Consider the following 24,540-nt stretch of genomic DNA (forward strand, 5'->3'; position numbering starts at 1 on the left):
GTGCCCTGCGCCTGCGCGCCGAAAGGAAACAGCTCATGACGGCAGAAGCCGAGGTCCTCGGCGAGCTCAGACGGCTACGGGCCCGGCTGCCCCAGCTGACCGGAGCGCTCGCGGCCAGTGCCGACGGGCTCGTCCTGGCCCACGACACCGTGGACGGAGAGGCGGAGAGCGTGGCCGCGCTGACGGCAGCGGCGCTCGGCGTCGGCCAGCGGCTCAGCGACACCACCGGCCAGGGCCGGTTCCGGGAGCTGCTCGTACGCGGTGAGAACGGCTATGTGGCGACGTACGCGGCGGGTGGCGCGGCCGTCCTGACGCTGCTCGCGGAGCCCCGGATCAATGTCGGGCGGCTCCATCTGGAGGCCCGCAGGTCCAGCGTCCGGATAGGCGAACTCGTCGACGGCGCGCTGGAACGCAAAGACCTGAACTGACGCACCGCACCACGAAGAACGAGCACCACGAAGAAGAACCCGTACACGAAAAGGAAGTGCGACACCCATGGCGAACACCGAGACCTCGCTCAAGGAAGCCACCACGATCGACGGCGCTCTCGGCGCGGCCCTCGTCGACTACACGAGCGGCATGGCGCTCGGCACGATCGGCGGCGGCAAGGAACTCGACCTCAACATGGCCGCGGCCGGCAACACCGACGTCGTACGGGCCAAGGTCCGGACGATGGAGATGCTCGGCCTCGGCGACGAGATCGAGGACATCCTCATCACCCTCGGCCGGCAGTACCACCTGATCCGGCTGCTCAAGGGACAGGGCAAGAACGGCCTGTTCCTGTACCTCGCGCTGGACAAGGAGCGGGCGAACCTGGCGATGGCCCGCCACCAGCTGAAGAAGATCGAGGCCGACCTGGAGGTCTGACCCGGCCCTCGCGGGCGCGGGGCCTATTCGACGAACAGGCCCCGCGCCGCCGCCTTCGCGTCGAACTCCTCCAGGCGCGCCTGCGCGTCCGGGAGTTCGTCCGCCATGGCCTCCAGGAGGACCCGGCCGAGCATCATCGGCGCGCAGGCGGTGTCGAAGGCGAGCCCGGTGCCGACGGCGGCCGGGATGAGCAGATCGCTGTGGGCGGCGACCGGCGCGAACGCCGACTCGGCTACGGTCACGACCGTGAGCCCGGCCGCCCGCGCGTACTCCAGGGCCTCGACGACCTCCCGCGGATGCCGGGGCAGCGCGAAGCACAGCAGGGCCGTGGCCCCGGCCCGTACGGCCGCGTCGACGCGGTCCGTGAGCATCGTTCCGGCCTCGTCGAGGAGCCGGACGTCGGGGTGCACCTTGGCGGCGAAGTAGGCGAAGCCACGCGCCTGCGAGGAGGCGGCCCGCAGTCCGAGCACGGGCAGCGGGCGGGAGCGGGCGAGCAGCCGCCCGGCCCGCTCGACGGGCGCGGGGTCGGCGAGCAGTTTGGCGAGGTGCTGGAGGTTCTCGATCTCGGCTAGCACGGCCTGCTGGTACTCGTTGAGCGCCTCGCCCTCCCCTTCCCCGGCGCCGGGCTCGGGGGGCGCGACCTCGCGCAGATGGCGGCGGAGCGCCGGGTACCCGTCGAAGCCGAGGGCGACGGCGAAGCGGGTGACGGACGGCTGGCTGACCCCGGCGAGCTCGGCGAGCTCGACGCTGGACAGGAACGGCACGTCACCGGAGCGCCGCACCATGCAGTGCGCGATCCGCCGCTGCGTCGGCGTCAGCCGGTGCCCCTCGAAGAGCGCCTGCAGCCGGCCTGCCGGGCTGTCGCTCATGCCGCCCCTTTCACCTATTCACCCATCAAGATCTTGCATAAGGATATGCACATCGGGTCGCGTGCGGCACCCCTCGAACGCTCCCGATCGCAGGCGGACGCACGAGACCGGGCCCGCGCCGAAGCGTGGACCCGGTGCCGTCGGGCGAATGAGGCGTCACACCGGGAATTCCCCGGAATGCCGCCGCCTTTCTCCGGTCAGTTACAGGAAGGACGGATCGCGCGGTTGACCAGGTAGGTGCTGGCGCCGCTGCTGGTCTTCATGAGCGCGGTGGTCTGGGCGCACCAGCCGTCCGTCACGCGGACGGGGCCCGCGTACTGGCTGAAGAGGCCCTCGTCCACGTCGCAGGCGGCGCCGACGGTGTTCGGGCAGATCTTGAGCTTCATCCACTTGGCGCTGGCCGTGTTGTTGTCGAACATCGCGCAGGCGTTCCAGGGAGCGACGTTCTTCCGGTACATGAAGACCGTCCCCAGCCGCTGTTCAGGGGTCGGCAGCTGTTCCGCGTGAATCAGGTAGTAGCCGGTGCCGCACAGGTTCGCCGTGGCCGTGACGGCCGCCGGAGCGGCCTGGGCGATCTCGCGCGTGGCGCTGTCGGCCGTGGCGGAGACGGCCACGCCGCCGACCGTGGCGAGCGGGCCGGTGCCGATCTGCCGCGCGTCCTTCGCCGCGGGGGCGGCGACGACGACGGAACGACCGGTCGACTCCTGCCCGACGGCCGGGGCGGCGATTCCGGCCGTCAGAAGGCCGACCGCCGCGGCACCGACGGCCACCCGGGCGCCGTAGGAACGAATCACGTTCTTGAACTGCATGTGTGTCTCCAAGTTCGGAACTGGCTGACATCGAAAAGCACGGGGCCCTCAGCGCCCCGCGTCGACCGCACGACACAGGAGGATGGCAATCGGACGCCGATCAGAATTCCTCCATCGAGTCACCCCGGCCCCCCCGAGGAACAGTCGACAACAGCAGCGGAATGGGCACGCCTTCCCGCTTCAAGTCCTTGCGGGAGAAGAGACTGGGCACATCCCGAGGGACAGTCAAGCGAGAATTGCGCGAGGCCACTTGAGGTGTGTGATCCATCCCACGCCCCTTCACCCCGCCTCCGGATGATCTCGCCGCCCCGCAACACCCCTGAAACATGAGGCAGGCGGCCTAAACCCCCTCTCGATCACCTCCGCCGCCATCCCCTTCTCCATTGATCACGTTCGTGACAATCCAAAGAAAACGGACCTGACAAGGTCTGATCAATTCGCCTCGACGACTCCGTGACCGCCACGTAGCTTCGGTCGCGTCCGGTGCGGAACCGTCCGCCGGACAACGGGGCTTGGGGGCGCCCTGGACCAGGGGCCGTCGGGACCCGGACTCTCGCGGAGGCTCGCCTCCGTCTCCTGCGCCGACGGACACCGCTGTTCGGTCGGAGCACGCGGTCCGCTTCCGGATGCGCCGTCGGCACTCGCCACGGCCTCCCTGGACGGCAACTGCTGCCGGCACCACCGACACCTCTCCCGCGCGTCGCATCGCGTCGCGCCTTCATGTCCCGGTACTTGGTCGCGCCGCCCGGCGGCACCGAAGGACCTGATGAGGGAGCTGTGTTGAGAACACGCAGAAGTGTCTTCCTCACCGGCGCGGCACAGCCCGTCGCGGGCGCCGCCCTGCCGAGGACGGTCCGGTCCCTGGCGGGCACCCCGCGCGGCACGCGGGTGTCGACGCTCGGCGAGGCCGCGCTCACCGGTCCTGAAGACCCCCCGCCGGAAGCGGCGCGGACAGCGGAAGGAGCAGCGGCGCCAAGGGCACCGCCTTGTCGGAGATCAGGGGGAGGGAAGGCGGCCGGCCACGTCCGCGCAGGAATCCTCGGGGCCGTGGGCGGTGACCTCGGCCCGGGGCGGCCCGGATGCCGGGGAGGGCAGGCCGACGGTGAAGCAGCGGTCGGCCATGGCGTCGGCCGGGCCGAAGAGGGCCACGCCCCGCTCGTACGGGCGGGAGAACTGGACGAGGACCCGGGTGCCGTCGGCGGTGGCCCGTACCTCGTAGAGCACACCGCGGCGGCCTGCGGCGGCGGTGTCGAGGACGTCCCGGACGTCCTGGTCGGTGGGGGTGACGCCCTTGGCGGCGACGAGGGCGTCGGCGAAGCCTCGCGCGTCCGCCCGGGTGGCGTCGAAGGCGTCCCGCTCCCGGGCGGCCTCGCGGAACCGGCCGACGGCGTACAGGGCGACGAGCGCCAGAACGGGAACGAGCAGGACCGCACCCAGGGCCTTCGCCCAGGGTGCGGTCCCGCCGCGTTGATCAGCTTTCACGGATTCCTGACGCTACTTGGGGAGTTTGTCCAGCGCCCGCCGGAAGGCGACGGAGTACGCCGAGGTTCCGGTGTTGTTGGGATGGTAGCTCTCGCGACTGACGCACCAGGTGCCACCGACCTCGCACTTGAAGTCGCCGGGCCCCTTCCCCGCGGTCACGATCTTGTTGATGCCTTCGGGGCTGTCGCACGCCCGCCTGCCCTCGAAGTCCCCGTCGGGGGACTCGAAGAAGATCGGCTTGCCCTCCGCCTTGAGCTTGTCGACGACGGCCCGCTGCTTCGCCTCCATGTACTCCGCGTTGTCGTTGATGCGGATCATGCCGGCGCCACCCACACCGCTCACGCAGGTGAGCGAGTTCTCGTTGAAGATCTTGGGGTAGCCGAGCAGGACGATCTTCGCGCCGCCCGCCGCGGTGTGGATGTCCCGCAGCAGGCTTTCGATCTTGGGCATGGCGTCGTCGATGTCCTTGTGGACGTCCTCCTCCGCCGGGCAGCCGAGCGTGACGCAGTCCTGCATCACGGTCGGGAAGCCCGCGTCGTTGCCTCCGATGGTGAGCGTCACCAGATCGGTGTCACCGCTGAGGACACCGGAGTCGATCTGGAACCTCTCGTGGAAGTTGCCGTCGAAGCCCCACTTCTCGTTGCCGCTCTGGTCGACGGGGTAGCCCGTCTTCAGCTGGAAGCTCTGGGCGCCCGAGCAGGAGACGTTCTGGAACTCCAGCTCGCTGGAGAAGCCGTCGGCGAGGGTGCCGATGGACGCGGACCGGCCGGGCAGGGTGGTCTTGCGTGCCCAGGAGTTGGCGCTGCGGCGGCAGGCGTTCCAGCGGGCCTTGTCGTCGATGTCGTTGTCGGAGTCCTTGGCGTACGAGCCCGCCCCCTCACCGGAGGAGTACGAGTCGCCCATCTGCACGACCTGCTGGGGCTTGCCCGGCAGCGGCTGGAAGGCGACGGCGTCGAAGGCGACGTCGTCGTCCCCGGTGCCGTCCTCGGTCTCGGTGGTGAGCTGGACGCGGGGCACGCCGTTCATCTGGTACGCGCCGAGGGACATCCAGCCGTTGGATCCGCGCTTCTGGTTGACGTACCGGTGGCGGGTGAAGCTGCCGCCGCCGGTGTCGATGTCGTACCGGGCCTGCTGGGTGTGCGCGCCGTGGTCGGGCAGGTGCACCAGGACGCGCATCCAGTCGGTCCGGCCCTGGTTCAGGGTCCAGGTTCCGGTGAAGTTGAGGCGGTCGCCCTTCGCGTCGACGGTGTCGTCCCGGGTGTGGCCGAAGTAGAAGTGGCCGCCGAAGCCCGCGCCGAGCTGGTGCATGTCGACCTTGCCGGGGTACACCGTCGCGGCGGTGCCGTCATGGGCGATTCCGGACTCGCCGGGGAAGTCGGCCGTGAACGTACCGGAGTTGCTCCACTCGCTGTTGGCACATCCCGGCCGGATCGACGGGGTGCCTCCGGGGAGGTCGTCGACGACGAGCGCGCCGGCGGGCAGGCCGGAGCGGGTGCAGTTCGGCGGGTAGGCGGTGCCGTCCGCCTGCTCGGCGTCGTAGTCCGGCGAGGTGAAGCGGTAGAGCTCGTTGCCACAGGAGTACGAGCAGTCGGTCTTCCACTGGACGGAGAGGTGGAACCAGCACTTGAAGTCGTCACGGGTGCAGGGTCCCGCTCCGGGCTCGTTCTTCGCGCCGTCGGAGATCTTCGAGGGCTCGCACCAGTTGTAGACGCCGCAGAACAGGTCCTCCGGCGGCTTCATCTGCGCGCGGTTGTACTTCGCGGAGCCCTTGACGGTGGCGTCCTCGGTGGTGCCGTTCCACCAGGCGGGGCGGAACGCGGCCACCAGCGTGCCCGGGGACTCCAGGAACGACGGCGGGTGGGCGGCGAAGCCGAGGACCTTCTCGGGGTACGGCCAGTGCTGCGGGCGGGCCGCGGCGGAGGCGTCCTCGCCGCCGAGGCGGGTCTCCATGAACGGAAGCCGGCCGGCGTCCCACTCGGGGTTGGCAGGGTTGTTCGCCCAGCCCACGCCCCAGGGCCCGTTGGCGTTGACGTTCTCGTAGAAGCCGCTGTTGTAGGCCCACAGCGCGAAGAACCAGTTCTCCAGCTTGGCCGGGTTGCCGTCGTGCACCTGGATTCCGGCGCGCTTGGTCTGGTTCCACTTCTCGACCAGGATGCCCAGGCCGGCGGCGACGTTCGCCGCGTAGTCCAGGGCTACGGCGCGCTGCTTCTGGTAGTCCCAGGCGGCGCCGCCCTTGTCGTGCTCGCGGCCGGCGAGCCGCATGTGGTCGGTGACCTGGGTGACGCCGTAACCGCAGTCGGCCTTGGACCAGTTGACGTCCCAGTCGTTGGCCGGGTTGCCGTCGTAGTAGTCGACACCGTAGTAGTTCCCGATCAGCGGGCTGCCGGTGACACCGGGCACCGCGGAGCGGGAGGCCTGCCACATGTTCGACTCCTGCGCGGTGATGCCGAGCAGCACCTGCGCGGGGACGCGGCCGCCGCCGTCGAGGACCGGGTTCGGGAAGAGGGACTGCGGCGAGTACGCCGGCATCCCGAGGTTCTTCCAGTTCGCCGGGCGCGAGGCGCCGATGTTGAGATTGCCCGTGACGGCCTTGTCGACGGCCCACTCGACCTGGCGCGGCTTGGGCTGCACGGCCTGGTTGCGGGGGTCGTTGCGGGGCACGGAGCAGGTGCGATCCGACTCGACGATCTCACCGGCGTCGCCGGCCGTGGCAGCCGCCGCCGTGGTGGAGGTCAGCGCGCGGGCGCCCGCGGTCTGGGTCTGCACGCCGCCCTTGGCGGTGTCCGGGGCGCCCTTGGCGGTGCCGAGGAGTGGCGACGGGGTGCGGGAGCTCTCCCACTTCGCGGACGTGGCCGCCATGGGGGTGACGGTGAACCCGACGTTCTTGCCGGTGTCGCGCAGGGTGGTGTCGATCTTCACCGGGCGCGCGTCGGTGGCCTTGTCCCGCTGGAGGTACTTCGGGGATCCGACGCCGTCCGCCCAGACCGTGTGCTGGACGATCGCGGCGCCCTTGGTGGAGAGCGTGGCGTCCTTGTGGACTCCGGACAGCCGTGTGACCGACTTCGGCAGACTCGCCTCGGTGGTGACGTCGCCGGTCAGGTAGACCTGTCCGCCGACACGGGCGAGGCCGGCGTCCGCGAGCGGTCCGTGGCCCAGCCTGGTGACCTTCTTGGCCGCCCAGCGGCTGACGAGCGCGGTCTCCGTCTCCTTGACGCTGTCCCGCTGGACGCGCTCCATGAAGACGTAACCGCCGTCGTTGTCCTTGCTGATGCGGTACGGGACGGTGCCCGTCGTCGCGAGCTTCTTCTTGGCGCCCCTGCCGTCGATCTCGACGAGGGTGCGACCGGAGGCCGCGGCTATCTTCCCGCCGGTGACCGGCACCGAGGAGGTGATCTGTCCGTCGACCACGACGGGCTCGCTGACCTGGCCCGTGGCGGTGTTCACCCGGAACAGACGGGTCTGCCGCTTGTCCTCGCCCGGCGACTGGGTCAGTACGGCCTCTTCGTCCGCGCCGCAGCCGGGGTTGTAGTACGACAGCGAGGCGTTGACCTTCAGCTTGGTGACGGCGCCGCTGGTCAGGTCCACGATGGCGGTGAAGCCGCCGCGTGCCATCAGCCTGGTGTCGTTGGTGAAGGTGCGCGGGGCGTAGACGACGACGGCGCGCTTGCCGGAGCCGGTGACGCAGGCGTTTCCGATCCACTGGTCCACGTCGAAGCCGGGTTCGGCGAGGGACGCGAGGGTCTTCCAGGCGTAGCCGCTCTGCTCGGTGGCGGTCAGCAGGTGGAAGCCCTGGGCGTCACCGGTGGTGGTCCAGGCGATGTCGGCGGACTTCTGCCAGTCCTCGCCGAGGACCTCGGCCCGGTCGCCGGCCGGGACGCGGTCCTGCTGTGGGGCGGTGTCGGTGGTGACGGGCGCCGGCGGGGCGCCGGGCCCGGGTCCGGCCCAGGCCGTGGCCTGGGTCAGTCCCGCGAGCAGCGCACCGGCAGCCACCGCTGCCAGGGGTGCTCGCGCCGTATGGAGGAATCTCAACTGCGTTCTCCTTAGAGGCTTGTACGGCGCGGAAGCCTCCCCCCGTGCGGTGGGCGTATGCCCGCGCCACGCGCGAGCATGATCACGACACCGGTGACGGTCAAGGGAATTGATCGAGTTCCGGGCGTCTCCCGAGACCCCACGGTCCGGGACCCCTGCACGTCACAGGGCCCCTCGCCGAAGCGAGGGGCCCTGTGGCGTTCTGACGAAGTGTTCGGCGCGGGGACCGCCGCACCCCCGAGACGGGGGGCGGGACGACGGCGGTCCCCGCGAGGACACGGGCCCGGGTCAGGGCCGGTCTCCGCGTCCGGCGGCGTCTCAGGAGTCCGGGAGCCGCTCCGGAAGTCCGTGACGCCGACAACCACCAATGTGCCGGACGCGTGTTAAGCCGGTGCTGCGCGTACGTGTCGCCCTCGTACCAGTTGCGCGAACTGCTACTTCGCGCCGCCGTTGGCCAGGAAGGCCAGCAGGTCCTGGCGGCTGACGACACCGGTCGGCTTGCCCTCGACCAGGACGATCGCCGCGTCGGAGGACTCGCCGAGGACGGCCATCAGGTCGGCGACCGGCTCGCCGGAGCCGACCTGCGGCAGCGGCGCGCTCATGTGCTGCTCCAGCGGGTCCTCCAGGGAGGCCTTCTTGGTGAAGAGGTGGTCGAGGAGCTCGCGCTCGACGACCGAGCCGACGACCTCGGCGGCCATCACGTCGGGGTGACCGGCGCCGGGCTTCACGATGGGCATCTGGGAGACGCCGTACTCGCGCAGCACCTCGATGGCCTGACCGACCGTCTCGTCCGGGTGCATGTGGACGAGCGAGGGCATGACGCCCTCCTTGTGGCGCAGGACGTCGGCGACGGTGGCGGTGGAGGTGTCCTCGAGGAAGCCGTGACCGGCCATCCACTCGTCGCTGAAGATCTTGGACATGTAGCCGCGGCCCGAGTCCGGCAGCAGCACGACGACGACGTCGTCGGGACCGAGCTCCTTGGCGACCTCCAGGGCTGCCACGACCGCCATGCCGCAGGAGCCGCCGACGAGGAGGCCCTCCTCCTTGGCGAGGCGGCGGGTCATCTGGAAGGAGTCCTTGTCGGACACGGCGACGATCCGGTCCGTGACGTTCCGGTCGTACGCGGTGGGCCAGAAGTCCTCGCCCACACCCTCGACCAGGTACGGGCGGCCGGAACCGCCCGAGTAGACCGAACCCTCCGGGTCCGCGCCGATGACCTTGACCTTCCCGCCGCTGACCTCCTTGAGGTAGTTGCCGGTGCCGGAGATGGTGCCGCCGGTGCCGACGCCCGCGACGAAGTGGGTGATCTTCCGGTCCGTCTGCTCCCAGAGCTCGGGACCGGTGGTCTCGTAGTGGGAGCGCGGGTTGTTCGGGTTGGAGTACTGGTCGGGCTTCCAGGCACCGGGCGTCTCACGGACGAGCCGGTCCGAGACGTTGTAGTACGAGTCCGGGTGCTCCGGGTCGACCGCGGTCGGGCAGACGACGACCTCGGCGCCGTACGCCCGCAGCACGTTGATCTTGTCGAGGGACACCTTGTCCGGGCAGACGAAGATGCACTTGTAACCCTTCGTCTGCGCCACGATCGCCAGGCCGACGCCGGTGTTGCCGGACGTGGGCTCGACGATGGTTCCGCCGGGCTTGAGCTCACCGCTCTGCTCGGCCGCCTCGATCATCCGCAGGGCGATCCGGTCCTTGACCGAGCCTCCGGGGTTGAAGTACTCGACCTTGGCCAGAACGGTCGCCTGAATACCCGCTGTGACGCTGTTGAGCTTCACCAGCGGGGTGTTGCCGACGAGGCTGATCATCGAGTCGTGGAATTGCACCGTAATCTCCGGGGTCTCCGTAATGGTGTGGCCAGCGTATGCGTAGTCGGAGCGGGTTACGGGGCAGTTAGACCCTGAACGGCTTGAAGGGCCTCCACGGTCCGGACGGCCTCTACGGCTCGGAGGAGGTGACGGCCCCCATGTCGAGGGCGAGGGTGGCACGCCGGATCGCGGCGGGAGCGGCGTACGGCGGCGGGAGCATCGGGCTGCTGGGTGTGGCGGCGGTGGGCGTCCTGCTGGCCGAGATGCAGATCGCGAAGCGGACGGTCGGCGGCGGAGCGGCCCCGCTCCCGCCCGGAGCGGACGGCCTCTACGGCCGCGCGTTCGGCACGGAGGACCCGCTGAGACTGGCCCTTCTGGGTGATTCCACGGCGGCGGGTCAGGGGGTGCGCCGCTCGGGTCAGACACCGGGCGCGCTGCTCGCCTCGGGGCTCGCGGCGGTGGCGGAGCGGCCGGTGGTGCTGCGGAACGTGGCGCTGTCCGGGGCGCGCTCGGACGATCTGGAGCGGCAGGTGTCGCTGCTGCTCGCGCAGCCCCTGGGGCCGCCGGACGTCTGCGTGATCATGATCGGCGCGAACGACGTGACGCACCGGATGCCGCCGACCGAGTCGGTACGGCTCCTGGCGTCGGCGGTCCGGCGGCTGCGGACGGCCGGCGCGGAGGTGGTCGTCGGGACCTGTCCCGACCTGGGGACGATCGAGCCGGTCTACCAGCCGCTGCGCTGGCTGGCCCGGCGGGCCTCCCGGCAGCTCGCCGCGGCCCAGACGATCGTGGTGATCGAGCAGGGCGGGCGGACGGTGTCGCTCGGTGACCTGCTGGGCCCCGAGTTCGCGGCGAACCCGCGCGAGATGTTCGGAGTGGACAACTTCCACCCCTCGGCGGAGGGGTACGCGACGGCGGCGATGGCCGTGCTCCCGACCATGTGCGCGGTGCTCGGCGTATGGCCGGAGACCGACCGTCTCGAACCGGCCCGGCGGGAGAACATGCTGCCGGTCGCGAAGGCGGCGGCCGAGGCGGCGAAGGAGGCGGGCACCGAGGTGACGGGCGCGCGGGCGCCGTGGGCCCTGCTGAAGCACCGCCGCAGGCGCCGCCTGCCGGTGCCCGCCGAGGGCGGCCCGGAGGGGACGGCCGAAGGGCCGGCCTCGACCACCGCGCCGGCCGACCCCGCCACCAACTGAGCGTACGCTTAGAAAAGAGGCCCGCATCACACACCCAGGCCGGTGACCCCATGCGGTACGTACGGGTAACTTCCCTTTCAGTCCGCCCACTCCGCACCCTCATGGAGCCGTGATGCCCGAAGCCGTCATCGTCTCGACCGCCCGTTCCCCGATCGGCCGGGCCTTCAAGGGCTCCCTGAAGGACCTGCGTCCCGACGACCTCACCGCCACGATCATCCAGGCCGCGCTCGCCAAGGTCCCCGAGCTGGACCCGCGGGACATCGACGACCTGATGCTCGGCTGCGGCCTCCCCGGCGGCGAGCAGGGCAACAACCTGGGCCGGATCGTCTCCGTGCGGATGGGCATGGACCACCTGCCGGGCTGCACGATCACCCGCTACTGCTCCTCCTCGCTGCAGACCTCCCGCATGGCGCTGCACGCGATCAAGGCGGGCGAGGGCGACGTCTTCATCTCGGCCGGTGTCGAGATGGTCTCCAGCTTCGCCAAGGGCAACTCGGACTCCCTGCCCGACACGCACAACCCGTACTTCGCCGAGGCCGAGGCCCGTACCGCCGCCGTCGCCGCCTCCGAGGGCTCCGCGTGGCACGACCCGCGCGAGGACGGCATCGTCCCGGACGCGTACATCGCCATGGGTCAGACCGCCGAGAACCTGGCCCGTCTCAAGGGCATCAGCCGCCAGGAGATGGACGAGTTCGGCGTCCGGTCGCAGAACCTCGCCGAGCAGGCCATCAAGAACGGCTTCTGGGAGCGCGAGATCACCCCGGTGACGACCCCGGACGGCACCGTGGTCTCCACCGACGACGGCCCGCGCGCCGGCGTCACCCTGGAGGGCGTGCAGGGCCTCAAGCCCGTCTTCCGCCCCGACGGCCTGGTGACCGCCGCCAACTGCTGCCCGCTGAACGACGGCGCCGCCGCGCTCGTGATCATGTCGGACACGAAGGCCCGTGAGCTCGGCCTGACCCCGCTCGCCCGCATCGTCTCCACCGGCGTCTCCGGCCTCTCCCCCGAGATCATGGGCCTCGGCCCGGTCGAGGCGTCGAAGCAGGCCCTCAAGCGCGCCGGCCTGACCGTCGGCGACATCGACCTGGCCGAGATCAACGAGGCCTTCGCGGCCCAGGTGATCCCGTCCTACCAGGACCTCGGCCTGGACCTGGACAAGGTGAACATCAACGGTGGCGCCATCGCCGTCGGCCACCCCTTCGGCATGACCGGCGCCCGCATCACCGGCACGCTGATCAACAGCCTCCAGTTCCACGACAAGCAGTTCGGCCTGGAGACCATGTGCGTCGGCGGCGGCCAGGGCATGGCGATGGTCATCGAGCGGCTGAGCTGAGCCGTAGCGGTGGCGAAGCTCAGCGCGACCGAAGAAGCGAGCGGCTGAGCTGAGCCCGGAAGCGAGCGCCTGAGTCGAGGCCTCGCCTCTCCTGACGGCCCCGGCGTCAACCGCTCCGCGTCCGAGCCGTGACCGAATCTCCCCCAGGATGTGACCTACGTCCCGGGGGAGTTCGTTTTCGCAGGTCAGAGGTGTTTCGGGACTAAACGCCTGGCAGAAATACCTGTCCAATTCGTGACGTAATGCACTGACAGCGGGCCCCACCCCAGGACAAGCTGATGTAGGAAGTCGGGGGATCGACTCGGAATCGGGAGTACGTCAGTGAGCGCCATGCCTCTTGCCCTGCTGCTGACCACGGCCGCTGCCACGGCCGTGGGCGCTGCCGCCCTGCACGCCGTCCACGGTCTCCGCAAGCAGGTCACCGACCTGCGGAGCGAGCTGGCGGCCGGGCGCGGCGTCACCGTCCCCGCCGCCCGTGCCACGCCCGCCGCCGAGATACGGGCCGCGGTCGCGGAGGCGCTGGCCGAGGAGCGCGAGCGCGAGCTGGCCGAGGCGCGGGCCTTCTGGGCCGCGCAGGAGGCCCGGGACGCGGCCGACGCCCCGTCCCTGCTCGGCGGTCTCGGCGGCCCGGTCGACGACGGCACCTTCTTCGTCCCTCGCCAGGCCGACTTCGTGGGCCTTGAGGCGATGGCCCTGGAGGCCATGGAGGCGGAGGCGGCCGCGCTCGACGGTTCCGACGCGCTCGACGCCTTCGATTCCCTCGACGAGTACCCGGAGGACTCGGCCGAGCTGGCCGCGGCCCGCCGCCGGCACCCCTCGCACCCGGACTTCGTGCCGGTGCAGGCCCCCGTCGTCACCGACCACGAGCGGACGGTGGCCCGGCTGGAGGAGCTGGCCGACACCGCCACGGCGCTGACCGACGTGCGTCCGGGCCCGCTCGGCACGCTCGACGTCTACGTCTTCGCGGACGGCACGACGCTCTGTATGACCCCGGGGCACCGCGAGACCGCGGAGCGCCTGGCGGAGGCCCTGCGCTCCGGCCGTACGCCGGTGCTGCTCGGCGGCTCGGGCGTCTCGGGCGCCTTCGCCCTCACCTTCTCGTACGGCGAGTCCGGCGAGGAGAACGTCTACATCCTGGCGGACCGCGTCATCGCCTCGCTGTAGGCCCCCTGGAGGGCCTTACAGCCCCGAGCGCTCCGCCGCCTCACGTACCAGTTCCACGGCCTCTGCCAGTTCCCCCTCGCGGGAGTCGGCCGGGGCCGTTCGCAGGACCTCGGCCAGATCGTTCCCGGCGACGGCCAGCTGGTCGGCCACGGTGAAGACCCCCGCGTCCGGCATGGTCCTCGGCTCCCGCTCCGGGTCCTCGGCGCGCTGTGCGCGCACCGCGAGCTCGCGGGCGAGGGCAAGTCCTTCGGCCGCCGCGCCGCGCTGGAGACGGCTGTGCGGGGCGGCCCGCAGCCGGTCGGCGAAGCGTTCGACGGCGGCGGTCAGTTCACTCGTATCGCGCACCCCGTGACCCTACGCGCCGTCCCGGGCCTCTTGCCAACGGGCGAAGGCTTCGGCACGGTGGCGTGAAGGAGTACGAGGAGCAGCACACGGTACGACGCGTCCGGAGGCGCCGATGTCCCACACATTCTCCGAAGAGACCCACCGCAACATGCTGGCCCGGATCCCGCGCCGCACCGGTCGTGAGATCGCCGACTGGATGCGCACCGTCGAGGAGGGGCCGTCGCTCCTCCGTTTCGAGGAGCGGGTGAGCTGGCTCCGCGGGGCGCACGACCTGGCGTACGGCCACGCGAAGGCGATCCTGCACGAGTACGACCTGCGGCGGGCGGCCCGGAGACTGCTCTGAGGTCCGAGCACCGCCCCGGTCCCGACGGGAACGCGGAAGGGCCCGCCCGGCACGAAGCCGGACGGGCCCTTCCCCCCGAGTCGGGACGCGTCAGTCGTCGCCCTGCAGGATCGACAGCAGACGCAGCATCTCCAGGTAGATCCACACCAGGGTCATGGTGAGACCGAAGGCGGCCAGCCAGGCCTCCTCGCGCGGCGCGCCGTAGGTCACGCCGTCCTCGACCTGCTTGAAGTCGAGGGCCAGGAAGCAGGCGCCCAGGATGATGCCGATGACACCGAAGAGGATGCCGAGGCCACCGCTGCGGAAGCCGAGGCCGTCACCGCCGGCGAAGACGGCGAACAGCAGGTTGGTCACCATGAGGAGCATGAAGCCCATCGCGGCGGCCATCACGAAGCCGTAGAAGCGGCGGTTGACCCGGATCCAGCCCATCTTGTAGGCGATCAGGACGCCGGCGAAGACCGCCATCGTGCCCAGGACCGCCTGGATGACCACGCCGTCGGCGATGTACGTCGAGACGGCGGCCGAGATCACTCCGAGGAAGACACCCTCGAAGGCCGCGTAGCCCAGGATCAGCGCCGGCGACGGCTTGCGCTTGAAGGACTGCACGAGCGACAGCACGAGGGCGACCAGGGCGGCGCCGATGGCGATGCCGTAGGACTTGCCCAGGTTGGCGGGGTCGACCGGCAGGAGCAGCCAGGCCAGGACGGCGGTGAGCACGACCGTACCGAGCGTCATGGCCGTACGGCTCACGACGTCGTCGATCGTCATCACGTTGCCGCGGGCCTGCTGCGGGGCGCCGAGCTGTGTGTCCTGCGGGGCGTACGGGTTGGTCGCGTACGGGTTCGTCGCGCCCTCGGCATACGGGGTGCCGGTGGCGTACGGGTTGGTTCCGACGGCGGGGCCCCCGGCCTGCGGCTGCTGGCCGTTGAAGCCCGCGGTGCCGTTGTCGCGGCTGAACCCCCGTCGCGAGAAGACCGGGTTGCTGCTCCTCATCTCACTCCTCCATGGCGTGCCGCATGCGCGCGGCCTCGCGTCAAGAGTAATGCGTAGGCAAAAGAAACTCTCTAGTGCTCGGGGAGGATCTTTTCCCGTACGTTTTCGATCTTGCTGCACGTCGGGAGGGCGTCACCCGGGGAGGGGCGGCCCCACGGCCGCCGGACCGCCTGTCGCACCGGCGAAACCGTGGTGCCCGGAACCGGACTCGAACCGGTACGGCCCGAAGGCCAGCGAGGTTTAAGCTCGCCGTGTCTGCATTCCACCATCCGGGCGTCGCGGAGCTCCGCGTTGGCACATGAGCCTATCGGGACGCTTCCCCCGATCAGCGGAACGTCGGCCCGATGTTGTCTTATTTTATTGACGTCTGAGGGTGCGTCAGTGCAGGTGGGGGCGGTTTCACCGAACTGTGACAGGGGTCGCAGGCGCAAAGCCGCACCCCCTGGAATGACGAAAAGTCGCCGCACTTGTGTCACGTCGGCCTGAAGCCGTCTCTCGGGGGCGCCGTCATACCTCAGGAGGAGAGTCCGGCCCTCCGATGCGACTCGAGACTGCCCCGGGAACGGGCATGTGGACGGACGATCCGAGCGCGAACGCTCGACACGATGGAGGGGTTCCCGCAGCAGCCCCGTAGTGACAGGAGTCCCTCGTGACCACCACCCCCACCGTGTCCCGCGCCACCGCGGTGGCCGCCCGCGCCACGGATCTCTCCAAGGTCTACGGACACGGCGAGACCCAGGTGGTCGCCCTCGACCATGTCACCGTGGACTTCCGCCAGGGAGAGTTCACCGCGATCATGGGCCCCTCCGGCTCCGGCAAGTCGACGCTCATGCACTGCGTCGCCGGCCTGGACTCCTTCTCCTCCGGCTCGGTCCGGATCGGCGAGACCGAGCTCTCCACCCTGAAGGACAAGCAGCTCACCCAGCTGCGCCGGGACAAGATCGGCTTCATCTTCCAGGCCTTCAACCTGCTGCCGACGCTGACGGCCCTGGAGAACATCACGCTGCCGATGGACATCGCCGGCCGCAAGCCCGACAAGCAGTGGGTCCAGCAGGTCATCGACATGCTCGGGATCTCCGCCCGCCTCAGCCACCGCCCCACCGAGCTCTCCGGCGGCCAGCAGCAGCGCGTGGCCGTGGCCCGCGCCCTCGCCTCCCGCCCCGAGATCATCTTCGGTGACGAGCCGACCGGAAACCTGGACTCCCGCTCGGGCGCCGAGGTCCTCGGCTTCCTGCGCAACTCGGTGCGGGAGCTCGGCCAGACCGTCGTCATGGTCACCCACGACGCGGTGGCCGCCTCCTACGCGGACCGCGTGATCTTCCTCGCCGACGGCCGGATCGTCGACGAGATGCTGCACCCGACGGCGGACGGCGTGCTCGACCGCATGAAGGCCTTCGACGCCAAGGGCCGTACGAGCTGACGCCGTAGCGCAGCCCCGCCCCTCGCCGTCCCTCTTCCTCCAGGACACACCCATGTTCCGTACCGCCCTGCGCAACGTGCTCGCGCACAAGGCGAGACTGCTGATGACCGTCCTCGCCGTGATGCTCGGCGTGGCCTTCGTCTCCGGCACCCTCGTCTTCACCGACACCCTCTCCAACGCCTTCCGCAGCCAGTCCGCGAAGAGCTACGACGACGTCGCCGTCGCCGTCGAGATGTACCCCTCCACCGAGGAGGCCCGGAAGACCCCCGGCCTCTCCCAGAAGGACGTCGACAAGGTCGCGGGGCTCGACGGGGTCACCTCCGTCGCCCCCCGCGTCGACGGCTTCGCCGGTGTCCCCGACAAGGACGGCAAGCTGATCGGCGTCGGCTGGTCCAACAAGGGCACCAACTTCGCCCCCGGCAAGGACGGCAAGGACCGCGCGTACACCTTCACCACCGGCAGCGGCCCTGCCTCGGCCGGACAGATCGCGCTCGACAAGGACACCGCCGACAAGGGCAACTACAAGGTCGGTGACACCGTCCGCGTCGCCACCAACGGCCCGGTGAAGGAGTACGAGCTCTCCGGTGTCTTCACCACCGAGGACGGAGCCGTCAACGCCGGCGGCAGCCTGGTCGTCTTCGACTCCTCCGTCGCTCAGAAGCTCTATCTGAAGCCGGGGTACTTCCAGAACCTGACCGTCACCGCCGCGCCCGGCACGGACGCGGACAAGCTCCTCGACGAGGTTCTGAAGGTCGTCCCGAAGGCCGCCACCGCGCAGACCGGCACGGCCCTCGCCGAGCAGCAGGCCAAGGACATCGAGTCCGGTCTCGGCGCGCTCAACCAGGTGCTCCTCGGTTTCGCGGGCATCGCGCTCTTCGTCGGGATCTTCCTGATCTCCAACACCTTCACCATGCTGGTCGCCCAGCGCACCAAGGAACTGGCCCTGATGCGCGCGGTCGGTGCCTCCCGCAAGCAGATCACCCGCTCCGTCCTCGCCGAGGCCGGTCTGGTCGGTCTGGTCGCCTCGGCCGTCGGCTACGTGCTCGGCATCGGCCTGGCCGTCGGGCTCCGCTCCGCCATGGGCGCCTTCGACATGAAGCTCCCGGACGGCGATCTCGTCCTCGGCGCCACCCCGGTCCTCACCGCCTTCCTCGTCGGTGTCCTGATCACGATGCTCGCCGCCTGGCTGCCCGGCCGCCGCGCCGCGAAGATCCCGCCGGTCGCCGCCATGAGCAGCGTCCACGCCACCGCGAGCACCAAGTCGCTCGTCGTCCGGAACTCCATCGGTGCCGCGATCACCGCGCTGGGTGCCGTGCTCATCGTGCTCGGCGCGGGCAAGGGCGGCGACGACGGCCGCCTGCTGATCGCGGGCGGCGCGTTCCTCACCCTCATCGGTGTGATCGTGCTGATCCCGTTCCTGTCCCGGCCCGTGATCGCCGTGATCCGCCCGGTCTTCGTGAACCTCTTCGGGGTCTCCGGCAAGCTCGCCGGCCTGAACGCGGTCCGCAACCCGCGCCGCACCGGCGCCACCGCCTCCGCGCTCGCCATCGGCCTGACCCTGGTCACCGGACTCTCGGTGCTCGGCGCCACGGTCGGCACGGCCCTGGACAAGATGACGACCGACCAGATCAAGGCCGACTACATGGTCTCGATGGCCAGCGGCACCAGCCTCAGCCAGGAGGCCCTGACGGCCCTGGAGAAGGCCCCGGGCGTCACCGCGGTCTCCCCGCAGCAGAACGGCGCCCTGGAACTCAAGGGCTCGTTCGTCTCGGCCTCCGGTGTCACCCCCGGCGACATCGAGAAGGTCCTCAAGCTCGACGTCGTGAACGGCTCGATGGCCTCCCTCGGCCAGGGCAAGATCGCCGTCGACGACAAGACCGCCGCCAAGCGCGGTCTGAAGGTCGGCGACACCGTCCCCGTCGAGTGGCTCGACAAGCAGAAGGGCAAGCTGACCGTCGGCGCGGTCTACAAGGGCAGCGAGTTCGTCTCGCCGGTCCTGATCGACACCGAGCTGGTCAGCGCGCACGACGATCAGGCGGGCATCCAGCAGATCTTCGTCTCGACGGAGGGCGGCCCGAGCGCCGCCCACGAGAAGGCCCTGTCGAAGGCCATGGGCGACAACCCGGCGATCACGGTGATGGACCAGAAGGACATCCGTGACCTCTTCGGCGGCCAGATCAACATGCTCCTGAACATCGTCTACGGTCTGCTCGCGATGGCCCTGGTGATCGCGGTCCTGGGTGTCGTGAACACCCTGGCGATGTCGGTCTTCGAGCGTCAGCAGGAGATCGGCATGCTGCGGGCGATCGGTCTCGACCGGCGCCGGGTGAAGCGGATGGTCCGTCTGGAGGCCGTGGTCATCTCGGTGTTCGGCGCGGTCGTCGGCATCGGCCTCGGCTCCTTCCTCGGCTGGGCGATCGGCGAGACCTTCAAGAACAGCCTGCCGGGCTACGCCCTGGTCCTGCCCTGGGACCGGATCGGGATCTTCCTGGTCCTGGCCGCCCTGGTCGGCGTCCTCGCCTCCCTGTGGCCGGCCCGGAGCGCGGCCAGGCTGAACATGCTCGCCGCCATCAAGGCCGAGTAGCAGCGGTACTCACAGAAGAAGGGCCGGTCTCCCCACCAGGGGAGGCCGGCCCTCCGCCGTACCCGCCGCGTCAGTCCGTCCGCTCGTTCCAGACGCGCGGCCGCAGCGCCGTGCCGCTCTTCCCCGACACCGGGGTCTTCACGGCGAGGAACTGGTTCACGCCGATCCTGTTGCGCTCGAAGGAGACCGCGGAGGCCGCCATGTAGAGCCGCCAGATCCTGGCCCGGCCGGGTGAGGTGAGCCGGACCGCCCGGTCCCAGTCCCGCTCCAGGTTGGCCACCCAGCGGCGCAGGGTGAGGGCGTAGTGCTCGCGGATCGCCTCCACGTCCCTGACCTCGAAGCCGGCGTCCTCCAGGGTGCTCAGCGTGCGTCCCATGGGGGCGAGTTCACCGTCGGGGAAGACGTACGCGTCGATGAAGACGTCGACCTCGTACGCCTCCTCGTCGGGCTCGGGGCGCCGGGAGATCTGGTGGTTGAGGAGCCGCCCGCCGGGCTTGAGGAGCCCGTACAGGATGTCGGCGTACTCCCGGTACCGGACGGCGCCGACGTGCTCGGCCATGCCGATCGAGGAGATCGCGTCGTACGGGCCGTCCGTGACGTCCCGGTAGTCCTGGACGCGGATCTCGATCAGGTCGGTCAGGCCCTCGTCCGCGATCCGCTTGCGGGCGAACGCGGCCTGCTCGCGGGAGAGGGTGATGCCGACGACCCTGGCCCCGTACTCGCGGGCGGCGTGGATGGCCATGGAGCCCCAGCCGCAGCCCACGTCGAGGAGCCGGTCGCCCTCCTTGAGGTTCAGCTTGCGGGCGATGAGGTCCAGCTTGTCGCGCTGGGCGTCCTCCAGGGTCGCGTCCGGGCCGTCGGCGGCCCAGTACGCGCACGAGTAGACCATCGACGGGCCGAGGACCAGCCCGTAGAAGTCGTTGCCCACGTCGTAGTGGTGACTGATCGCCTGCTTGTCGCGGCGCCGGGTGTGCCGGCCGCCGCTGCGGCCGCGCATCTCCTCGGCCGGCGGCTGCGGCGGCGGCAGCGGACCGGCGAGCCGCAGCAGGGCGGCGGCCGCGGCGCGCAGCCGGGGGTCGCGCGCGGACGCGATCAGCCCCCTGGTGTCCTCGTCCCGCTCCCAGAGCAGGCCCGAGATCGCGTCGAGGAGCTCGTACAGGTCGCCCTCGACGTCGAGTTCCCCGGCCACCCAGGCGCGGGCCAGGCCCAGTTCGCCCGGCTTCCAGATCATCCTCCGCAGGGCGCGGCGGTCGCGGACGATCAGGACGGGGCCACCGACGGGCCCGGCCTCGCTGCCGTCCCAGGCTCGCAGTCGGACCGGGAGCGGTCCGCCGAGGAGTTCCTCGGCAAGAGTCGTCAGCCGCGACGCGGCGTCGGCCATGGTGCACACCTCCGTGATCTCGTGCCCCAGAAATGCTCGTCACCAAGGGAACACCGTCAGTAGGCGTTTACAGTCCCGCCGCAGCGCAATCAGTCGGCAAAACACGCGAAGGGCCGTCCGCACCACGGATGGCGGACGGCCCTTTTACGGCCTTGCGTGTACTGCTGGTGTTACTGGTGCTGCGTGTACTGCTAGGAAGCCTTGGCCTTCTCCTGCGCCGGGGCGGCCGGCGCCGGGGCGGGCTTGGCCGCCTCGTAGAACTCCTCGCGCGGCGTCTCCATGGCACCCAGGGAGACGACCTCACGCTTGAGGAACATCGCGAGGGTCCAGTCGGCGAAGACGCGGATCTTGCGGTTCCAGGTCGGCATCGCCATGCCGTGGTAGCCACGGTGCATGTACCAGGCGAGACGGCCCTTGAGCTTGATCTTCACCTTGCCGACGACGATCATCGCGACGCCCTTGTGCAGACCGAGGCCGGCCACGGCGCCCTTGTTGGCGTGGCTGTACTCCGCCTGCGGGAAGCCGCGCATGCCGGCCACCACGTTGTCGCCGAGGACCTTGGCCTGGCGCAGCGCGTGCTGGGCGTTCGGCGGGCACCAGGCGTTCGGGTTGCCCGCCTTGCGGCCGACCATGTCCGGGACCTGGGCGTTGTCGCCCGCGGCCCAGGCGTAGTCGAGGCCGTTGATCTGGAGCTTCTCGTTGCAGTCCACGTGGCCGCGGGGGCCGAGCGGCAGACCGAAGCGGGAGAGCGCCGGGTTCGGCTTCACGCCGGCGGTCCACACGATCGTGTTGGAGTCGACCTCAAGGCCGTTCTTCAGCACGACGTGGCCGTCGACGCAGGAGTCCATGGAGGTCTCGAGGTAGATCTCGATCCCGCGGCTCTCCAGGTGCTCCTTGCCGTACTGGCCGAGCTTGGGGCCGACCTCGGGAAGGATCTTGTCGGCCGCGTCGACCAGGACGAAGCGCATGTCCTCGCGCGACACGTTCTGGTAGTACTTCGCGGCGTCACGGGCCAGGTCCTCGACCTCGCCGATGGTCTCCGCGCCGGCGAAGCCGCCGCCCACGAAGACGAAGGTCAGCGCCTTGCGGCGGACCTCCTCGTCGGTGGTCGAGTCGGCCTTGTCGAGCTGCTCAAGGACGTGGTTGCGCAGGCCGATGGCCTCCTCGATGCCCTTCATACCGATGCCCTGCTCGGCGAGGCCGGGGATCGGGAAGGTACGGGAGACGGCGCCCATCGCGATGACGAGGTAGTCGAAAGGCAGCTCGTACGCCTCGCCGACGAGCGGCGCGATCGTGGCGACCTTGCGGTCCTGGTCGATGGTGGTGACCCGACCGGTGAGCACCTCGGCTCCGCGCACGACGCGTCGCAGCGGGACGACGACGTGGCGCGGCGAGATGCTGCCGGCGGCGGCTTCGGGCAGGAAGGGCTGGTAGGTCATGTACGACCGCGGGTCGACGACCGTGACGGTCGCCTCCGCGTAGCGCATCTTCTTGAGGATGCGCCGAGCTGCGTACAGGCCTACGTACCCGCCGCCTACTACGAGGATCCTGGGACGCTCCGTGGTGCTCATGAGATCGAGTATCCACCCCTCCTGAGGGGGGTGCTCGTGCGCCCCTTCACAAGGTCTCCGGGTACCTCTGCTACACTCCGCCGCCCACGTGATCCATGTCATGGTGCTGCAAAGGAACCGGGGTGCGGGGGCGAACGTTGTTCACCCCTTGTGAACTGGCCCGGAGAGCCTCCGTTAACGCCGAACGACGGGGGCCGTTCACGCGATGGAAACAACGAGCGAATCGGCCCCCGTGCCTGCGAAAGGGCCCTGAGGCGCCCCCCGGAGGGCCTAAAGACCCCCTTCGGGCGCCACCAGGGCCCTTTTCCTTGTGAAGAACTTCACGAACTTTCCCGACGCCGTGTCGCCGGGGGTGTCGATAGATGCCCGCTATGCCACGGATAGGGCGATCCCATCGAGGATGTCGTGCTCACTCACGACGACCTCGTGGGCTCCGACGCGCTCGACGATCTCCTTCAGGACGAGCGCACCGGCGATGATCACGTCGACCCGGCCGGGGTGGATGACGGGGATCGCGGCGCGCTCGGCGTGGGTGGAGGCGAGCAGCCGCTCGGTCACCTCGGCGACCTGGGCGGCGGAGATCCGGGCGTGGTGGATCTTCTCGGAGTCGTACTCCGGGAGCCCGAGGGCGATCGCGGCGACCGTGGTGACGGAGCCGGCGAGCCCGACGAGGGTCTCGGCGGTGCCGATCGGCACGGTCTCGGCGGCCAGGTCGAGCGCGGCCCGGACGTCGGCGCGGATCGCGTCGGCCTCCTCGGCGGTCGGCGGGTCGTGCCGGACGTGCCGCTCGGTGAGCCGGACGCAGCCGATGTCGACGGAGCGGGCGGCCTCGACGTGCTTGTTGCCGGTGACGAACTCGGTGGAGCCGCCGCCGATGTCCACGACGAGGTACGTCTCGGTGCCGTGCAGCTCGCCGGTGGCGCCGGTGAAGGAGAACTCGGCCTCCTGGTCGCCGGTGATCACCTCGGGCTCGACGCCCAGGATCTCCACGACCCCGTTCACGAAGTCCGCGCGGTTCTCGGCGTCCCGGGAGGCGGAGGTGGCGACGAAGCGGAGCTTCTCGGCGCCCAGCTCCTCGATGACCTCGGCGTACGCGCGGCAGGCGGCGAAGGTCCGCTCCAGTGCCTCGGGGGCGAGCCGGCCCGTCTTGTCGACGCCCTGCCCGAGCCGGACGATCGTCATCCGCCGGTCGAGCTCGACCAGTTCACCGGTCTCGGGGTGGACGTCGGCGACGAGCAGGCGGATGGAGTTCGTACCGCAGTCGATTCCGGCGACCCGGGTCATTCGGCGGACTTCCCTTCGTCGGTGCACGGGGTGACGCAGGGGCCCTTCGCCCACCACTCCGGCAGCATCGCGAGCGCCTCGTCGCCGAACGGGTTCACGCCCGGTCCCGCGACCAGCGAGTGGCCGACGAGGACGTGCAGGCACTTGACGCGGTCCGGCATGCCGCCGGCGCTCGGGAAGCCCTCCAGGACCTCGATGGCGTCACGGCGCGCGAGGTAGTCCTCGTGCGCGGCCCGGTAGGCGGCGGCGAGCTCCGGGTCGGTGGCGAGCCGGGCCTGCATCTCCTTCATGACCCCGTTGGCCTCCAGGGTCCCGATGGCCGAGGCCGCCCGGGGGCAGGTCAGGTAGTACGTGGTCGGGAACGGCGTGCCGTCGGGCAGCCGGGGCGCGGTCTCGACGACGTCCGGGTTGCCGCAGGGGCAGCGGTGCGCGATGGCGCGCAGGCCGCGGGGCGGCCGGCCGAGCTGCAGCTCGAAGGCGGCGATGTCCTTCTCGGTGGGCTCGGTGGATTCGGTCTGCGGAGGGGGCGTTTCCATGTCTGCCTTGCTCGTCTGTTGCGGAGGAGGGGTCAGGGGCGGTCGGCGTGGTCGACGCCGTCCCAGAGGTTGTCGTACCAGGGGCGGTCCGCCGCGCCCTGGTCGCCGCGGGGCCGTTGCTCCGCGTCGGGGTCGTTCACGGTGAAGCCGGTCTCGCCGGGCATCACGTAGTGGAGGTGCTCGCGGGCGAGGCGGCGGACGTAGGCCGGGTCCTGGAGGCGGGCCTTCTCGTCCCTGAGTTCCTCGACCCGCCGGGCGGCCTCGGCGGCCCTGCGCTCCTGCTCGGCGATCTCGCCCTGCTGGGAGACGTAGCTCCGCATCGGATAGGCGAGCGCCACGACGAGGGAGCAGACGATCAGGGCGAGGAAGGCCGCGCGGCCGGTGAGCCGCGAGCGGCGGGCCTGACGGCGGGTCTGGGAGCGGTAGACACGGGCGGCGGTCTGCTCGCCGAGCAGTCTGATCCGGGTCGCGGTGGAGAACCGGTCCCGGTCCTTCGCGGCCATGTCGTGTCGCCTCCCCTGTTCACGCG

General features: G+C 70.4%; 20 protein-coding genes and 1 tRNA gene. 8 read left to right on the forward strand and 13 right to left on the reverse strand.

The genetic code is table 11. The features are described 5' to 3' along the window. Positions 1-35: 35 nt before the first annotated feature. Together OG514_RS08855 and OG514_RS08860 are read left to right on the forward strand one after the other, a co-directional pair. Positions 36-428 (forward strand): roadblock/LC7 domain-containing protein, encoded by a 393-nt coding sequence (locus OG514_RS08855; RefSeq protein ID WP_266892620.1) that lies wholly within the window; start codon positions 36-38, stop codon positions 426-428. 67 nt (positions 429-495) lie between these two features. After that, positions 496-867 (forward strand): hypothetical protein, encoded by a 372-nt coding sequence (locus tag OG514_RS08860; protein ID WP_266892622.1) that lies wholly within the window; start codon positions 496-498, stop codon positions 865-867. Positions 868-890: 23 nt separating this feature from the next. Here the strand turns inward: OG514_RS08860 and OG514_RS08865 are convergent, their stop codons facing one another. The 5 genes from OG514_RS08865 to OG514_RS08885 all read right to left on the reverse strand — a co-directional run bounded on the left by OG514_RS08865 (position 891) and on the right by OG514_RS08885 (position 9,879). Further along, on the reverse strand, positions 891-1,736 hold the full coding sequence (locus tag OG514_RS08865; RefSeq protein WP_266892624.1) for a MurR/RpiR family transcriptional regulator: 846 nt from the start codon (positions 1,734-1,736) through the stop codon (positions 891-893). A 197-nt stretch (positions 1,737-1,933) separates the two neighbouring features. After that, positions 1,934-2,545 carry a hypothetical protein gene (locus tag OG514_RS08870; protein WP_266892626.1) on the reverse strand — a complete coding sequence of 204 codons (612 nt, stop codon included), beginning with the start codon at positions 2,543-2,545 and terminating at the stop codon, positions 1,934-1,936. A 996-nt stretch (positions 2,546-3,541) separates the two neighbouring features. Beyond that, positions 3,542-4,027, reverse strand: a complete 486-nt coding sequence (locus OG514_RS08875) for a hypothetical protein (RefSeq protein WP_266892628.1) — start codon at positions 4,025-4,027, stop codon at positions 3,542-3,544. 12 nt (positions 4,028-4,039) lie between these two features. Beyond that, positions 4,040-8,056 carry a GDSL-type esterase/lipase family protein gene (locus tag OG514_RS08880; protein ID WP_266892630.1) on the reverse strand — a complete coding sequence of 1,339 codons (4,017 nt, stop codon included), beginning with the start codon at positions 8,054-8,056 and terminating at the stop codon, positions 4,040-4,042. 434 nt (positions 8,057-8,490) lie between these two features. After that, positions 8,491-9,879, reverse strand: coding sequence for a cystathionine beta-synthase (locus OG514_RS08885; RefSeq protein WP_266892632.1), 1,389 nt, complete (start codon positions 9,877-9,879; stop codon positions 8,491-8,493). Between the two features lie 155 nt (positions 9,880-10,034). On the opposite strand from OG514_RS08885, the gene OG514_RS08890 reads away from it, so the two are divergent. The 3 genes from OG514_RS08890 (at position 10,035) to OG514_RS08900 (ending at position 13,554) form a co-directional block, all read left to right on the forward strand. Next, on the forward strand, positions 10,035-11,057 hold the full coding sequence (locus tag OG514_RS08890) for an SGNH/GDSL hydrolase family protein (RefSeq protein WP_266900795.1): 1,023 nt from the start codon (positions 10,035-10,037) through the stop codon (positions 11,055-11,057). Between the two features lie 112 nt (positions 11,058-11,169). Then, positions 11,170-12,390, forward strand: a complete 1,221-nt coding sequence (locus OG514_RS08895; protein WP_266892634.1) for an acetyl-CoA C-acetyltransferase — start codon at positions 11,170-11,172, stop codon at positions 12,388-12,390. Between the two features lie 321 nt (positions 12,391-12,711). Then, the gene (locus OG514_RS08900) at positions 12,712-13,554 is read left to right on the forward strand and encodes a hypothetical protein (RefSeq protein ID WP_266892636.1); all 843 of its coding nucleotides are present in this window, start codon (positions 12,712-12,714) and stop codon (positions 13,552-13,554) included. 15 nt (positions 13,555-13,569) lie between these two features. Here OG514_RS08900 and OG514_RS08905 read toward each other — a convergent pair whose 3' ends face one another. Beyond that, entirely contained in the window at positions 13,570-13,899 is a 330-nt protein-coding gene (locus OG514_RS08905; protein ID WP_266892638.1) for a hypothetical protein, read from the reverse strand. A 112-nt stretch (positions 13,900-14,011) separates the two neighbouring features. Here OG514_RS08905 and OG514_RS08910 point away from each other — a divergent pair, with 112 nt between their 5' ends. Continuing rightward, entirely contained in the window at positions 14,012-14,242 is a 231-nt protein-coding gene (locus tag OG514_RS08910) for a DUF4287 domain-containing protein (protein ID WP_266892640.1), read from the forward strand. 90 nt (positions 14,243-14,332) lie between these two features. On the opposite strand, the gene OG514_RS08915 is transcribed toward OG514_RS08910, so the two are convergent. After that, complete coding sequence (locus OG514_RS08915; RefSeq protein WP_266892642.1) at positions 14,333-15,235, reverse strand: Bax inhibitor-1/YccA family protein; 903 nt, start codon at positions 15,233-15,235, stop codon at positions 14,333-14,335. 190 nt (positions 15,236-15,425) lie between these two features. Continuing rightward, a tRNA-Leu gene (locus OG514_RS08920) sits at positions 15,426-15,510 on the reverse strand. A 374-nt stretch (positions 15,511-15,884) separates the two neighbouring features. On the opposite strand from OG514_RS08920, the gene OG514_RS08925 reads away from it, so the two are divergent. Together OG514_RS08925 and OG514_RS08930 are read left to right on the forward strand one after the other, a co-directional pair. Next, a complete protein-coding gene (locus OG514_RS08925) occupies positions 15,885-16,655 on the forward strand; it encodes an ABC transporter ATP-binding protein (protein WP_229313737.1) in 771 nt (256 codons plus the stop codon). A gap of 52 nt (positions 16,656-16,707) precedes the next feature. Beyond that, positions 16,708-19,239 (forward strand): ABC transporter permease, encoded by a 2,532-nt coding sequence (locus tag OG514_RS08930; RefSeq protein ID WP_266892647.1) that lies wholly within the window; start codon positions 16,708-16,710, stop codon positions 19,237-19,239. A gap of 70 nt (positions 19,240-19,309) precedes the next feature. Here the strand turns inward: OG514_RS08930 and OG514_RS08935 are convergent, their stop codons facing one another. The 5 genes from OG514_RS08935 to OG514_RS08955 all read right to left on the reverse strand — a co-directional run bounded on the left by OG514_RS08935 (position 19,310) and on the right by OG514_RS08955 (position 24,514). Next, complete coding sequence (locus tag OG514_RS08935; RefSeq protein WP_266892649.1) at positions 19,310-20,620, reverse strand: cyclopropane-fatty-acyl-phospholipid synthase family protein; 1,311 nt, start codon at positions 20,618-20,620, stop codon at positions 19,310-19,312. A 191-nt stretch (positions 20,621-20,811) separates the two neighbouring features. Next, positions 20,812-22,191 (reverse strand): NAD(P)/FAD-dependent oxidoreductase, encoded by a 1,380-nt coding sequence (locus OG514_RS08940; protein WP_229313740.1) that lies wholly within the window; start codon positions 22,189-22,191, stop codon positions 20,812-20,814. Positions 22,192-22,560: 369 nt separating this feature from the next. Beyond that, positions 22,561-23,475 (reverse strand): Ppx/GppA phosphatase family protein, encoded by a 915-nt coding sequence (locus OG514_RS08945; RefSeq protein WP_266892651.1) that lies wholly within the window; start codon positions 23,473-23,475, stop codon positions 22,561-22,563. Beyond that, positions 23,472-24,011, reverse strand: coding sequence for a DUF501 domain-containing protein (locus tag OG514_RS08950; protein WP_266892652.1), 540 nt, complete (start codon positions 24,009-24,011; stop codon positions 23,472-23,474). The genes OG514_RS08945 and OG514_RS08950 overlap by 4 nt, the downstream gene beginning before the upstream one ends. Before the next feature lie 32 nt (positions 24,012-24,043). Then, positions 24,044-24,514 carry a septum formation initiator family protein gene (locus tag OG514_RS08955; protein WP_266892653.1) on the reverse strand — a complete coding sequence of 157 codons (471 nt, stop codon included), beginning with the start codon at positions 24,512-24,514 and terminating at the stop codon, positions 24,044-24,046. Positions 24,515-24,540: the final 26 nt, after the last annotated feature.

This window comes from Streptomyces sp. NBC_00572, from assembly GCF_026341815.1.
Lineage (GTDB): Bacteria > Actinomycetota > Actinomycetes > Streptomycetales > Streptomycetaceae > Streptomyces.

Coding starts and splice junctions, on each gene's coding strand:
- OG514_RS08855 (WP_266892620.1), top strand. CDS start 36: ATGACGGCAGAAGCCGAGGTCCTCGGCGAGCTCAGACGGCTACGGGCC.
- OG514_RS08860 (WP_266892622.1), top strand. CDS start 496: ATGGCGAACACCGAGACCTCGCTCAAGGAAGCCACCACGATCGACGGC.
- OG514_RS08865 (WP_266892624.1), bottom strand. CDS start 1,736: ATGAGCGACAGCCCGGCAGGCCGGCTGCAGGCGCTCTTCGAGGGGCAC.
- OG514_RS08870 (WP_266892626.1), bottom strand. CDS start 2,545: ATGCAGTTCAAGAACGTGATTCGTTCCTACGGCGCCCGGGTGGCCGTC.
- OG514_RS08895 (WP_266892634.1), top strand. CDS start 11,170: ATGCCCGAAGCCGTCATCGTCTCGACCGCCCGTTCCCCGATCGGCCGG.
- OG514_RS08910 (WP_266892640.1), top strand. CDS start 14,012: ATGTCCCACACATTCTCCGAAGAGACCCACCGCAACATGCTGGCCCGG.
- OG514_RS08915 (WP_266892642.1), bottom strand. CDS start 15,235: ATGAGGAGCAGCAACCCGGTCTTCTCGCGACGGGGGTTCAGCCGCGAC.
- OG514_RS08930 (WP_266892647.1), top strand. CDS start 16,708: ATGTTCCGTACCGCCCTGCGCAACGTGCTCGCGCACAAGGCGAGACTG.
- OG514_RS08935 (WP_266892649.1), bottom strand. CDS start 20,620: ATGGCCGACGCCGCGTCGCGGCTGACGACTCTTGCCGAGGAACTCCTC.
- OG514_RS08940 (WP_229313740.1), bottom strand. CDS start 22,191: ATGAGCACCACGGAGCGTCCCAGGATCCTCGTAGTAGGCGGCGGGTAC.
- OG514_RS08945 (WP_266892651.1), bottom strand. CDS start 23,475: ATGACCCGGGTCGCCGGAATCGACTGCGGTACGAACTCCATCCGCCTG.
- OG514_RS08950 (WP_266892652.1), bottom strand. CDS start 24,011: ATGGAAACGCCCCCTCCGCAGACCGAATCCACCGAGCCCACCGAGAAG.
- OG514_RS08955 (WP_266892653.1), bottom strand. CDS start 24,514: ATGGCCGCGAAGGACCGGGACCGGTTCTCCACCGCGACCCGGATCAGA.